Source organism: Kosmotoga sp. DU53 (genome assembly GCF_001639905.1).
Taxonomy (GTDB): Bacteria; Thermotogota; Thermotogae; order Petrotogales; family Kosmotogaceae; genus Kosmotoga; species Kosmotoga olearia.
The window spans coordinates 1-13,063 of record NZ_JGCK01000063.1; the positions used below are offsets into that span (position 1 = coordinate 1).

Below are 13,063 nucleotides of genomic sequence, written 5' to 3' on the forward strand. Positions count from 1 at the left end.
TCCCGAACCCGGCCGTTAAGCCACTTCGGGCCGATGGTAGTGCGGGGGCAGCCCCGGTGCGAGAGTAGGTAGCGCCCAGGGTTTTATGGGAAAGGGAGAGCATTTCGCTCTCCCTTTTTCGTTGTTAGCAATAACCGAGAACCGAGAAGGCCGCTACGTGGCGGAAGTGCTGAGCCGCGCTCAGGAGGCTCACGACGTTGACGCTCACGAGGTTGAGGCTTGCAGACGCTGACATTTGATAGTGCGGCGCTTGCAGAGACTGTGTGCTGCTTCGCAGCGGGGGTGAATCCTTTCGGGATTGGTGAGACCGGCTTCGTCGGTGTTACGAACTGCTTCGCAGTTGATATTGCTTAAAATGAGAAATAATGGTACAAAACTGTCATTCCGAACTTGATCGGTAACCGAGAATCCGAGAGGGCAAGACGATCATTGGCAAATTATAGCAACCACAAAGGGCAGAACATGTTCTGCCCCTACGATAATAAACAGCGATTTATTACAACCTCGGAAATCTTGCTTGTCATCCTGAACTTGATTCAGGATCTATCATTCATGACTTTCGTATTCTCGTACTCTCAGTTCTCGAATACCGGATCTCGAATCTCGATGTTCTTAGCCAATAGCTTACTTTGTTTTTGATCAGGGAAAATGTTAAAATTCTGTGTAGGAAGTATCGTAATAGAAACTTTCAAAGATAGGATTTTCAGGCCGAAGGGATAGAGGGTTGGTTTTATGGGAGAAAGCTTTGTACCGCTTAGCGAGGTTTCCAAACTTGAGATTGTGGAACTATTGAATATGATTTTTCACGACTATGTGTTAAAGATGCACTGGAGTCTCGAGAATCTTGAGAGGGAGTTAAAGGAGAATGATGTATCCCTTTCTGATTCTTTTGTCATGTTTGAGGACGGTAGGAAGATAGGGATTGCTTTGTTGAGTGTGCGAAGAAAGAGGTGTCGTATTGCTTACATGGGGATTTTAAAGGCGTATCGCGGTACTGGACTTGGATTCCGCATGATGGATAAAATCGTTAATATATGTAAATGGCACGGTGCAAAGGAGATTGTACTTGAAGTCCCGGAAATGGACAGACAGGCCGTGCGTTTTTATGAAAAGTTTGGATTCAGAAAAAACCGGAGGCTTGTTACGTTCTATAAAAAACTTGTCAGAAAGGTTGACGATGGGAAGCACGAAATCAAGAGCAGTGAATTGAATAAAGTGGTGGAGCTGGCTTACGAAAGCCTCTCACGTTTTAAGAGGAGGCCAAACTGGCATAGAGAGCCAGAGAATCTCAGGTGGTTGGAAGGTTATGAAGTATGTAAGGTGAAGGATAATGAAGGAAATGAAATTGGCAACTGTGTCTGGGGTTGTAAAGATGATGTTGTCTATTTTATGGAGATTCTACCCGGAAAGGATGCCGGGTTCGATGAACTCCTTGATATATTACTGGATAATTTTTGCAAGAACTACAATTACATTATGATACCGCTTGTTCCTGAAGACGATCCTTTGTATGAATCTGCGATGAGAAAGGGATTCGATACAGTTGCATGGCATATAGAAATGGTTCTTAAACTTCATTGAACACGGGAGGTAGGAAAAAGTGCGAGTTATTGAAAGTCCAAAGGAAATGCAAAAAATTGCCATAGATATAGAGAGAGAAGAAAAAAGCCATGGGTTTGTACCCACGATGGGGTATCTGCATGAGGGGCATCTCTCCCTCGTCAGGCAGGCAAGAATGGATAATGATGTTGTTACGGTGAGCATTTTTGTAAATCCCACACAGTTTGGGCCCAACGAGGATTACGATAGATATCCCAGAGATGAGGAAAGGGATCTTTCTTTGTTGAGAGATCTTGATGTTGACTATGTTTTTATTCCGAAGGTTGAAGATATGTATCCGGAGAATTACTCCACATACGTTATTGTTGAAGATCTGACGGATGTTCTTTGTGGTGCCAGGCGTCCTGGACATTTTAAGGGGGTCGCCACGATAGTGGCAAAGCTGTTCAATATAGTCAGACCCACGAAAGCCTATTTTGGCCAAAAAGATGCACAGCAGTTCAGAGTGCTCAAGCGAATGGCACGGGATCTGAATTTTCCGATGGAACTGGTGGAAATGCCTATCGTCCGGGAAAAGGATGGCCTTGCTATGAGTTCAAGAAATGTGTATCTGTCCCCCGAGGAAAGACAGGAGGCCTTGCTCATACACCAGGCGTTGCTCGCCGGACGAAAGCTCATAGAAGCGGGAGAGTTTGACCCTGAAAAGGTTAAATCGGAGATGTTAGCAATCTTGAGCAAAGGCCAGCGAATAAAGTCTGACTACGTCGAGATTGTTGATGAGGAGACGCTGTACCCTATCGAAAATCTCGAAGACACCACTAACGGGAAGGTTATTTTAGCCATCGCCGCATTCGTTGGGAAAGCCCGACTTATAGATAATGAAATTGTAAATCTAAAAATGAAGTAGCTCTTTCTGGAAGTTCAGGAGATAATCCATAAGAACGAGGCCAGCTTCCGGATTTTTCTTTATCGCTGTATTGAGAAAGGTATCTTTGTCTAAGACTACTATCTTTGATCCTTTGTTTGCTACTGCGGTGACATCCCATTTTCCGGCACAAAGGGTGTGGATTTCACCGAAAGATTCGCCTTTAGTTATCTCCTTTAACTTTAGGAAGCCGTTTTCTCTTTTTTTCACAAGACGAATCTCACCTGATATGACGAAATAAATCGCATCAGCTATTGTGCCGTTTTCAAAGATGACCATCTCATTTTCGATGATTCTCAGTTTGTTCGAGTATTGATCCTGAATATAACGCAAAAAGTCTTCGGAATAATTTGGGGTGCCAAAAGTAACTACGAAAGCCGATTCTTTCAAGCCGAGAGCCCTCAGCATTTCATGTACGTATTTGGAGACGTAGTCAGGGGCTTCCTTCAGCAATTTGAGCATGAGCTCTATGGCACGGTCATTGCCCTCACGGCTTATTTCAGCAAGTGCCAGAAACATTCTGACAGGTCTTTCAAGGGGCGAGTTGGCAAACTGGCTGAGATAACTTTCAAGGTATGCAATTGCTCCATCGTAATCGCCCTTTCTCAAAAGGCTTACAGCTTTTCTGTAAAGAGGTTTCTCGCCTATTATGAGTGGCGGGTACTTATCAATAAAAAATTGGCGTTTTGCTGTGAGATGAGCCAGAAGTTCTTCAACAGAATTGTTTATTTCCTCATTTCTGTTTAGATGATAGGAAAGGCTTTCGATTATCCTTATGATTGCGTGATGAAGGACTTTTGGATGTTTTTTCATGAAAGCGACAATTTCTTCTTTGCTTCCACACAGGAGAACTGTTTTTCCAACAGCGTAAACATCCCCGCTACTGTTAAACGTAACAAGACTTAACGGATCGATAAAATCTCCAGACATGAAAATTCTGTCTTCATCATTTGGATTTTTTAGTATCGCACCACCACTTAAAACAATATAGAATTGGGATATATTTTGCCCTTTTCTAGAAATCTTTTTGTCTGCTTCAAAGGTGACTTCTTTCACTTTGACACCTGCCTCTTCACAGAAATTTAGAAATACCGTGCGCCAATTCGGCGCACGGCTGACAGATTACCACAGTTTCAATTCTTTGATACCCTTCTCAACGATTTCTTTAGTGTCTCTTGCTATCACAAGTTCTTCGTTTGTCGGAACGATGAGGACTTTTACTTTAGAATCAGGAGTGGAGATGATTTTCTCACAGGATTTACAGTCGTTTGCTTTTTCATCCAGGGTGATTCCTAAGTAACCAAGATATTTTTTGACGACATTCTCACGAAGATAAGGGCTGTTTTCGCCGACACCAGCGGTGAAGGCTATCGCGTCAACACCGTTCATAGCAGCGGTGTATGCGCCTATGTATTTGGCTATTCTGTATTCGTAGATATCGTGAGCGAGTTTACACACAGGATCGTTGGCAATAGCACCTTCTTCTATCTCACGCATGTCGCTGTATTTACCGTCCGTTAGGCCAAGCATTCCGCTTTTTTTATTCAGCAGATCGTTAATTTCTTTCGGGGTTAAGCCTTCCTGTTCCTGAAGGAAAACGACAATTGCTGGATCAATGTCACCGCTTCTGGTGCCCATAACGAGCCCTTCAAGGGGGGTAAATCCCATAGATGTATCGACAGAACGACCGCGATCTATTGCGGCAATTGAAGCTCCGTTCCCGATATGAGCGGTTATTATTTTTAATTCATTTAAGGGTTTCCCGAGGATTTCTGCTACTCTTGCAGCTACATATCTGTGGCTGGTACCGTGAAATCCGTACCTTCTGATCTTGTACTTTCGATAGTATTCTTTCGGGATAGCGTATAGATAAGCTTTTTCCGGCATTGACTGATGAAAGGCTGTGTCAAATACCGCTACATGAGGGACATCTGGCAATAATTCCATGGCCGCTTTTATACCCTGAATGTTTGGTGGGTTGTGAAGAGGAGCAAGAAAAGCGTTCGCTTCGATCTCTTTGATTACCCTGTCATCTATCAAAACAGAGGAAGCGAATAATTCTCCACCATGGACCACCCTGTGACCGACGGCATCGATTTCATTGATATTTTCAATAACACCTGTTTCTTTGTCTGTAAGTGTTTTAATAACGAGATCGAGCCCTTCTTTGTGATTGGAGATTACTTTTTCAATGGTGATCTTTTCTTTCCCTTTTTTATGTTTGAGCCTTGAACCATCGATTCCGATTCTTTCAACGATGCCCTTTGCCAGAACTAATTCGTTCTTCATATCGAGCAGCTGGTACTTTATTGATGAGGATCCGCAGTTAACAACGAGAATTTTCACCAACGCCACCTCCAGCAGATTCAGGCTTTATTTGAACAACCTAATAGTCTCATTCGTGCTTTGATAACTTCTTTAACGTATTCCTTAGCTGTCTTGAAATATTTTCTCGGGTCAAATTCGCCAGGATTGTTGGTTAAGAATTCTCTAAGACCAGCAACATATGCCATTCTTAGATCTGTATCGGTATTGACTTTGTTGATTCCAAATTCAACGGCTTTCTTCAGTATATCCGAAGGAACTCCTTTGGCTCCTTTGAAGTTAGCACCATAACTTTCAGCAAGCTTTACAATATCTTCTGGAACACTTGAAGCTCCATGCAGAACGAGAGGAATTCCTGTGAGCTCTTTGACCTTCTTCAATCTATCAAAATCCAGTTTTGCTTCACCTTTGAATTTAAAAGCGCCATGACTCGTTCCAATAGCTGGAGCAAGGAAATCAACGCCCGTATTTTCAACAAATTCCTTCGCTTCGTTTGGATCAACTAATACGGCTTCGTGTTCAGCAACAACGACATTATCTTCTATACCAACCAATCTTCCAAGCTCTGCCTCAACGGAGACGCCAACACTATGAGCTATTTCCACTATTTTTTTAGTTTCTTCAAGATTTTTCTCAAAGGGGTATTCGGAAGCATCTATCATGACAGAAGAGTATCCTGCTTTAATGGCTTCCATAATAATGTTAAAATGTTTGCCGTGATCCAGATGAAGTGCTACCGGAACCGGTACAGTATCTGCAAAAGCTCTTACCATCGAAACGAAGAGTTGTGCTCCTCTTCTGATATCACCATTTCCAGCGTACTTTATCGCACCTTCAGATGTTTCAATGATTATTGGTGCATTTTCTTCAATACCCGCGTCAATAATAGCGTGTAGAAACTCAAGATTGTTGATATTTAGCGCTGGAACAGCATAACCCTCTTTACTCGCCTTTTCTAGAATATCTTTTGTGTTGACATACGGCATAATATCCCCTCCTTCGGTTATGATTATAACATCTCAATATTTATGTCAGAATATGCTTACACGTGTAACCGATGTTTTCATACAATGTTTGCTCTCCATTTTCCGGTACTTTCAGTAACAAGTCCTTCGAGCTGCAACCGTGTGAGTTCCAGTAGGAGTTCAGTGTGTTCAAGTTTGGTGTGTTCTAGAAGCTCTGAAAATTCAAGTTCACCAAATTCGGAGAGTACTTTTAAGACCGATGACTTTATTTGAATGTCCTTGGATGAACTTCTAGAAACAGTAGGAAATTCTTCTAATATGTCTTCAATCGATAAGATTAGTTTGGCGCCATTCTGGATTAACCAGTTCGTCCCTTCTGAACTTCGTTTGTTTATATCTCCGGGAATAGCGAAGACATCACGTCCATTATCCAGAGCTAGTCTGGCAGTGATAAGTGAACCACTCCTCTTTGTAGCTTCCACGACGAGAACGGCTTTCGATAAGCCAACAATGATTCTGTTCCTCCTTGGAAAATTGTATTTCATTGGAGGAGTACCAGGAAGGAACTCGCTTACTATACAGCCATGTTCAGTTATGAAAGAGAATAGTTTACGATTGCTTTTTGGATAAACGATGTCTATTCCAGAGCCGAGGACTGCCACGGTCTTTCCAGTTGATTGCAGGCTTCCGCGGTGTGCTGCTCCGTCTATCCCCACAGCCAGACCGCTGATTATGCAAAGTCCGGCATTATCCAATTCACGCGAAAAACTTTCAGCCAGTTTCAATCCGTATTGTGTGGCCTTGCGAGAACCAACAATAGCCAGCGAATTTTCTTCATTGAGTATATCCGGGTTTCCTTCATAAAAAAGAACTGGAGGTGGGAAAAGACTGGCTTTCAGTTTTTCAGGGTATTGTTGGTCCTGAAAGGTTATGAAATTTCTGAATTCTTTGAGTTTTTTTTCGACGCTTCGGCATTTTGAGATTATTTGCTTCTGCTTTCGTTCGTTCAATAGTTCTATACGGCTGGTTGTGAGTTCTTTTAGCCCGATATTATGTGATTGCAAAACCGAGAGATCATCAACAGTTAGATCTCCCGCTAAAGCCAGTATCGCGTATTCTAACCTATTCATAGCTCACAGGATAAATGCGCTCAAATCCTCATCAGCCAGGATTTCTTTTATTCTCGTGTTTACGTAATCTTCGGTGATAATAACCTTTGGTTCAGAAACGTCGGGCGCTTCAAAGGAGATTTCCTCGAGAACCTTTTCTACAACTGTGTACAATCTTCTGGCCCCGATATTTTCAATCCTTTCGTTCAGGTCATGAGCAACGCGTGCGATTTCTTTGAGACCTGCTTCCGTGAATTCAAGGGTGATCCCTTCTGTTTCCAGAAGGGCTTTGTACTGTTTGGTGATAGCGTTTTTGGGTTCTGTGAGTATTCTCAGGAAATCCTGCTCTGTCAAAGGGTTCAGTTCAACGCGTATGGGAAATCTACCCTGAAATTCCGGTATGAGGTCGGAGGGTTTCGCAAGATGGAAAGCACCTGCTGCAATGAACAGTATGAAATCGGTCCTTACAGGTCCATATTTGGTGTTAATCGTTGTTCCCTCGATTATTGGCAGAAGGTCTCTCTGCACACCTTCTCTGGAGACATCGGGTCCGTGGCTTCCGCGGGCGGTAACCTTGTCGATTTCATCTATGAAAACGATACCCCTGTTTTCAACTCGTTCGATGGCTTCTGCGATAACCTTATCCATATCCAGAAGTTTCTCGGATTCGATCGGCAGAAGAACTTTTCTGGCTTCTGCTACCGACATTCTCTTCTTTTTCTTTCTTTTTGGGAGCATGTCGCCAAACATGCCGGACATATCTATTCCCATTTCTTCCATACCGGGAATCATTATCATCTGCTTTGGCTGTTCCTCAAGTTCGATTTCGATCTGGAGGTTTTCCAGTTCGCCGTCTCTCAATTTTTGACGATATTCTTCCCTTTTTCTCCGCAGATTTTCCGCTTCTTCCGGGGAGATTCTTTGCTGGGGAACGCCCTGGAAGAGTTCGAAGATGTTTTTCGGCTGGCCCGCTCTGTGTTTCAATCCTGGGACAAGCGCTTCAAGTATCCGGTCCTCTACGAACTGCTTTGCTTTTTCTTCTACTTCCTTCATTTTTTCCTGTTTTACCATGTTGACGCCAAAGGCCACCAATTCGCGGATCATGGAATCCACATTTTTACCGACGTAACCCACTTCTGTGAAGCGGGTGGCTTCAACCTTTATGAACGGGGATTTTGATAATTCCGCCAGTCTCCTGGCAATCTCGGTTTTACCCACACCGGTAGGCCCGATCATGAGGATATTTTTGGGTATGATTTCCTTTCTGACATCTTCCGGTAGTTTCTGCCGTCTGATTCTGTTTCTCAAGGCTACCGCTACGGCACGTTTCGCTTCCGTCTGGCCTACGATGTATTTGTCCAGCTCTTCGACTATTTTTTTTGGGGTAAGCTGTGCCAGATCTTCGTCTATCTGTGGCATTATTTTTTCACCTCCAGGGTTTCTACGGTGAAGTTCGAGTTGGTGTAAATGCATATCTCACTCGCTATTTTCATCGCCTGTTTGGCTATTTCTTCGGCATCCATGTCTGTATTTCTGAGTAGGGCCTGGGCAGCGGCAAGTGCATATGGTCCGCCAGAGCCGATAGCGATGACGTTTTCATCGGGTTGAATCACTTCGCCGTTTCCCGAGATAAGTAAGATATTGTCCGTATCGGCAACGAGAAGTAGCGCTTCAAGATTCCGGAGTATCTTGTTCGTTCTCCATTCTTTTGCAAGGTTCACTGCTGCTCTTAAAAGGCTCGAATTGCTTTCGCGGTATTTTTCTTCGAATTTTTCGAAGAGCGTCAGGGCGTCGGCCACCGAACCGGCAAATCCGGCAAGTACTTTGCCGTCTCCAAGTTTTCTCACTTTTCTAGCTGAACCTTTCATTACCGTTGCGCCGAGAGTGATTTGCCCATCACCTGCAATTACCGTTTTACCGTTTCTTCTGACAGCGAGTATCGTTGTTCCATGCATTTGTTCCATTCTTTCACCTCCAGTTTCAATCAGGTTTCAGGGCTTCTTTAACTATCAAATCGATGAGTTCTTCAAATCCCATTCCTGCGGCCCGGGCGGACACCGGCAGATCGCTGAGGTCCGTTAAGCCCGGGATGGTATTTACTTCGAGAAAGTAAAATTGATTTTCTTTAAGTATGCCGTCTATCCTGGCGAAATGCCTGCAACCCAGAGCGTTGAATATTCTTTTTGATAGTTTCTCTATCTCCTCTTTGAGTTTATCATCCATGGGGGCCGGAACAATAAATTCCGTGAGACCCGCTGTATATTTTGCTTCGTAATCGTAAAAGCGCCGTTTGGGTTTGAGTTCGAGAATTGGTAGAACGACAGGTTGGCCACCTTTTTCAATGATGGATATCGTTAGCTCACGTCCTTTTATATACTCTTCGAGTATCAACGTTTTGTATTCTTTTAGAACTTTTCGTGGTTTTGTTTTGAAGCTCCTCAAATGTGTCGCATATATAGACTCCGATGCTTGAGCCTTCATTCGCTGGCTTTATAACCGCAGGAAAGTGTTTCCAGCCTTCCAGTTCTTCTTCTGAGGTTATGGTCTTCCAGCGGGGCATGGCGATCGTGTTTGAAAGGAGTTTGTAGGTGAGGTTTTTATTGAAACAAATGGCGCTAACCAGACTATCTGAGCCAATGTACTCTATGCCGAATAGTTCGAGAAGGGACTGAATTTTGCCATCTTCGCCAAATTTTCCGTGGAGCGCGATGAAGACCAGATCAGTATCCCTGAGCTTTGCAAGTTCGGCAATATTATCGGGTCTCAAGTCGAAAGCATCCACGATGTATCCGAGCTTTTCCAGAGCATTTATAACATTTGAACCACTCTTCAAAGAAATAGGCCGTTCCTTCGAAAGCCCACCATAAAGCACGGTGATTCTTCGACGAAGTTCATTCATTTATCGGGAACTCCTTTTTGCATTTTTCACAGTAAAGTACTTTTTTACTTCCTCTTTTAAATTTGAAGAAGAGCGGGTCTCCACAAACTTCGCACTTCTTGTCAGCGGGTTCGCGCCAGAACATCTTTCCGCAATCTACACATTTAAAGTAGGTTTTTCCCTTTTTGCTTCGCATTTTTTTGACAGAACCGCCGCATTCGGGGCATTTTGCATCTACGTATATGTCTCGTGTGTAGGTACATTTAGGATATGCAGAACATGCTATGAATGAGCCATATCTTCCTTTTCTTATGACAAGTTTGGAGCCGCATTCAGGACAGGTTTCATCTAATTCGTTCTTTTTGTTGTTGGTTTCTATAATGTCGTGAAGAATTACCTTGCCTTCTATGATGGGGGCGAATACAGTCATGTCAAGAGATTGATTTTTGCCGCATTCGGAACATTTCAGATAGCCGCCGTATCTTCCAAATACGACCTTAAATTCGCCACCGCAATCGCATTTTCTGTCGGTCGGGTATTCTATTTTCAACTTTCCGTTCTTTATATCCTGTTCTAGCTTGTTCAGATCCTGCGCGAAGTTTTCGTAAAACCTTAAAACAACTTCCTTCCATTGGCGTTTGGCGTTTTCAATCTCATCCAGTTCTTCTTCCATGTTAGCCGTGAATTTTTCATTTATAATATCCGGGAAGCTTTTTCCGAGAAAGTCGGCAACTATGTTCCCTAAAAGCGTTGGCCTGAGCTCTCTGCCGGATTTTACCACGTACTTTCTTTCGAGCAATGTAGAGATTATTGTAGCGTAGGTTGAGGGACGACCTATGCCCTTTTTCTCTAATTCCCTTACGAGTGAGGCTTCTGTGTACCTTGCCGGGGGTTTCGTCTGGTCTTCTTCCCATAGAAAGGTGTCTGGTTTTATTGTTTTCCCTTCTGGAACGATAGCGGTTTCGTGGTTACTGTTTGTTTTCTTAAGAATACGTTCAAACCCGTCAAATACACAGTTTCTGGTGGTGTATTTGAAGATGTATTTCCCATTTTCATCGGCTATTTTTACCGTAGTTACATCATATTCCGCCGCTGCCATCTGCGAAGCGAAGAAACGTTTCCACACGAGTGTGTAGAGGCGAAGGTGATCACCGGAGAGAAGTTTTTTCGCTTTAACCTCTTCCGGTGTGCGTTCAGGATATGTAGGCCTTATAGCTTCGTGGGCATCCTGGACATTTTTCTTTCTGGATTTCTTCGTTTTTGCAGTTCCGAGGTATTTCTCTCCGAATTTTTCCAGAATGAACACTTTCGCTTTTTCTTTTGCTTCCTCCGATATTCTGGTTGAATCTGTTCTCATGTAGGTGATGAAGGCTATATGACCTTCCGGGGTATCGATGCCTTCGTAGAGTTGTTGTGCTACTTTCATGGTCTTCGAAGCGCTCCAGCCGAGTTCGTTTATGGCAGTTTGCTGCATGGTCGAGGTTATGAATGGTTCAGGTGGTTTGATCTTTTTTCTTGTTGTTTCAATACTGGAAACTACAAAAACGGATTGTTTAAGTTCGTTTAGGGTTTTATCGCGTTCTTCTTCCGTTCTGATGGATTTATTGCTGAATTTCTTTCCATTTATTTCGAGAAGCTGTATCTTTTGTTCACCGACGCGCATGAAGATTTTATAAAATTTATGGGGCTTGAATGCCGCGATCTTGCTTTCCAGGTCAGATATGAACTTCAAAGCCACCGTCTGAACCCTTCCGGCACTGAGTCCGCGAGAAACGGTTTTCCAGAGCAATGGGCTTAGCTTGTAACCAACTATCCTGTCCAGGATTCTTCTGGCAACCTGAGCGTTTACTTTGTTCATATCTATCGTTCTTGGGTTTTTAACGGCTCGCTTTATCGCATTTTCGGTGATTTCGCTGAAAATGATTCTGTTTTTCTTTGTTTTGGGAAGGCCGAGTATTTGAGCCACGTGCCACGCTATTGCTTCACCTTCTCTATCCATATCTGAAGCAAGAAGAACCTCTTTTCCTTTTGCTTTTTCTTTCAGCTGTTTGACAACTTTTTCCTTTCCCTTAAGAATTCTGTATGTTGGGGTGAGGCTGTTGAGGTCGACACCGAATTCAGATTCGGGAAGGTCTCGAATGTGTCCTTTTGATGAAGTTACCTCGTAATCCTTGCCAAGGTATCTTCCGATGGTCTTGGCTTTTGCGGGGGATTCAACTATAACGAGTTTTTTGGACAAGATATCACCTCATTGTGCTGAACTGTCACGGTTTTTCATGAAGATTCTGCGGTTTAAGAACCTGTCGTAATTACTCCAACCGTAACCAGAAGCGTTTGATTCTCGATTTTCTATTTCTCTGAACTGCGCGATTTTGGAATCCAGGTTGTCAGCCATATGGAGAACTATGGCTTCTGTGGTTTTTGGAACCACGGGTGACCCCCACTCCATTTCGCCATGGTGCGACAGAATGAGGTGTTTCAATTCTATAAGAAGGTCTTCCGGGAAGTCGCGAATCCTACCGGCATAGTGCGTAATCATTTCCGAACCGATTGTTATATGGCCTATAAGCTCCCCTTCGTCGGTTTTATCTATTCCAGCCTGATTGAGCGAATATTCCCTGACCTTTCCGATATCGTGAAGCATCGCGCCAGCTATGAGCAAATCTCGATCAAGGGATTCTGCATATTTGTTTGAGAGAAAATCACAGATTTCTACAACATCCAGCGTATGCTCCAAAAGCCCGCCTTTGTACGCGTGATGGACGGTGACCGCTGCTGGAGAGGTGACGAAATGTTCAACGAATTCTCTGTCTTCCTCGAAAACGCATTTCAGAAGCTGCTTCAAAGGTTCGTTTTTGATAGAATTCAGGTACTTTACCAGAGATTCATACATTGATGGAATACTTCGTTTGGTGGTTGCGAGAAATCTCGACGAGTCGTACATACCATCTTTGAGGAGATCGAGACCATTCTGGCTGTCTAGGTTGAGCTGAAGTCGCTCCTCATAAACAACGATTCTCCCTCTAACCCTGACGAGCGAACCTATATCTATTTTTGCATCGTTTTCTTCTGCAGAATGCCAGTCTATTCCCCTTATCGTTCCGGTGCGATCGGAGAGAGTCATGAGAAGAAATTTCTTTCCATCGCGGGTTTGCTGTAAACGTTTGGAAATAACTTTCAGATCCAGTGTTACATTCATTCCCGGTTTGAGGTCGGAAACGAAAGGCATGGGGGTATCGGATCTTTGTGTCTCGTTTATTTTCTTTACCACTTCTTCTCCAAGGATATCCTTAAGTTTCAT

At 43.5% G+C, this 13,063-nt stretch carries 12 protein-coding genes; 2 read left to right on the forward strand and 10 right to left on the reverse strand.

Annotation, left to right across the window (positions count from 1 at the left end; translation table 11 throughout):
* Positions 1–732 precede the first annotated feature (732 nt).
* Together DU53_RS08630 and panC are read left to right on the forward strand one after the other, a co-directional pair.
* A complete protein-coding gene (locus tag DU53_RS08630; RefSeq protein ID WP_063728410.1) occupies positions 733–1,581 on the forward strand; it encodes an N-acetyltransferase in 849 nt (282 codons plus the stop codon).
* 19 nt (positions 1,582–1,600) lie between these two features.
* On the forward strand, positions 1,601–2,467 hold the full coding sequence (panC, locus tag DU53_RS08635) for a pantoate--beta-alanine ligase (protein WP_063728412.1): 867 nt from the start codon (positions 1,601–1,603) through the stop codon (positions 2,465–2,467).
* Here panC and DU53_RS08640 read toward each other — a convergent pair.
* The 10 genes from DU53_RS08640 to DU53_RS08680 all read right to left on the reverse strand — a co-directional run bounded on the left by DU53_RS08640 (position 2,453) and on the right by DU53_RS08680 (position 13,063).
* The gene (locus DU53_RS08640) at positions 2,453–3,541 is read right to left on the reverse strand and encodes a cyclic nucleotide-binding domain-containing protein (RefSeq protein ID WP_063728414.1); all 1,089 of its coding nucleotides are present in this window, start codon (positions 3,539–3,541) and stop codon (positions 2,453–2,455) included. The two genes, panC and DU53_RS08640, sit on opposite strands and share 15 nt — an antisense overlap.
* 66 nt (positions 3,542–3,607) lie before the next feature.
* Positions 3,608–4,831, reverse strand: coding sequence for an acetate/propionate family kinase (locus tag DU53_RS08645; protein WP_015868985.1), 1,224 nt, complete (start codon positions 4,829–4,831; stop codon positions 3,608–3,610).
* Positions 4,832–4,851: 20 nt separating this feature from the next.
* Positions 4,852–5,796: a class II fructose-1,6-bisphosphate aldolase gene (fba, locus tag DU53_RS08650; RefSeq protein ID WP_063728415.1), complete on the reverse strand. Its 945-nt coding sequence runs from the start codon at positions 5,794–5,796 to the stop codon at positions 4,852–4,854.
* A 77-nt stretch (positions 5,797–5,873) separates the two neighbouring features.
* The gene (dprA, locus tag DU53_RS08655) at positions 5,874–6,905 is read right to left on the reverse strand and encodes a DNA-processing protein DprA (RefSeq protein ID WP_063728417.1); all 1,032 of its coding nucleotides are present in this window, start codon (positions 6,903–6,905) and stop codon (positions 5,874–5,876) included.
* A gap of 3 nt (positions 6,906–6,908) precedes the next feature.
* Positions 6,909–8,303, reverse strand: coding sequence for an ATP-dependent protease ATPase subunit HslU (hslU, locus tag DU53_RS08660; RefSeq protein WP_063728419.1), 1,395 nt, complete (start codon positions 8,301–8,303; stop codon positions 6,909–6,911).
* On the reverse strand, positions 8,303–8,848 hold the full coding sequence (gene hslV / locus DU53_RS08665) for an ATP-dependent protease subunit HslV (protein ID WP_063728420.1): 546 nt from the start codon (positions 8,846–8,848) through the stop codon (positions 8,303–8,305). Before hslV ends, hslU begins: the two co-directional genes overlap by 1 nt.
* A 16-nt stretch (positions 8,849–8,864) precedes the next feature.
* Positions 8,865–9,275, reverse strand: a complete 411-nt coding sequence (locus tag DU53_RS12935; RefSeq protein WP_235599778.1) for an ATP-grasp domain-containing protein — start codon at positions 9,273–9,275, stop codon at positions 8,865–8,867.
* A complete protein-coding gene (locus tag DU53_RS12940) occupies positions 9,244–9,783 on the reverse strand; it encodes a hypothetical protein (protein ID WP_235599779.1) in 540 nt (179 codons plus the stop codon). Before DU53_RS12940 ends, DU53_RS12935 begins: the two co-directional genes overlap by 32 nt.
* Complete coding sequence (gene topA, locus DU53_RS08675; protein WP_063728422.1) at positions 9,776–12,001, reverse strand: type I DNA topoisomerase; 2,226 nt, start codon at positions 11,999–12,001, stop codon at positions 9,776–9,778. The genes DU53_RS12940 and topA overlap by 8 nt, the downstream gene beginning before the upstream one ends.
* A gap of 9 nt (positions 12,002–12,010) precedes the next feature.
* Positions 12,011–13,063 carry a 3'-5' exoribonuclease YhaM family protein gene (locus tag DU53_RS08680; RefSeq protein WP_063728423.1) on the reverse strand — a complete coding sequence of 351 codons (1,053 nt, stop codon included), beginning with the start codon at positions 13,061–13,063 and terminating at the stop codon, positions 12,011–12,013.

Coding starts and splice junctions, on each gene's coding strand:
- DU53_RS08630 (WP_063728410.1), top strand. CDS start 733: ATGGGAGAAAGCTTTGTACCGCTTAGCGAGGTTTCCAAACTTGAGATT.
- fba (WP_063728415.1), bottom strand. CDS start 5,796: ATGCCGTATGTCAACACAAAAGATATTCTAGAAAAGGCGAGTAAAGAG.
- dprA (WP_063728417.1), bottom strand. CDS start 6,905: ATGAATAGGTTAGAATACGCGATACTGGCTTTAGCGGGAGATCTAACT.
- hslU (WP_063728419.1), bottom strand. CDS start 8,303: ATGCCACAGATAGACGAAGATCTGGCACAGCTTACCCCAAAAAAAATA.
- hslV (WP_063728420.1), bottom strand. CDS start 8,848: ATGGAACAAATGCATGGAACAACGATACTCGCTGTCAGAAGAAACGGT.
- DU53_RS12940 (WP_235599779.1), bottom strand. CDS start 9,783: ATGAATGAACTTCGTCGAAGAATCACCGTGCTTTATGGTGGGCTTTCG.
- DU53_RS08680 (WP_063728423.1), bottom strand. CDS start 13,063: ATGAAACTTAAGGATATCCTTGGAGAAGAAGTGGTAAAGAAAATAAAC.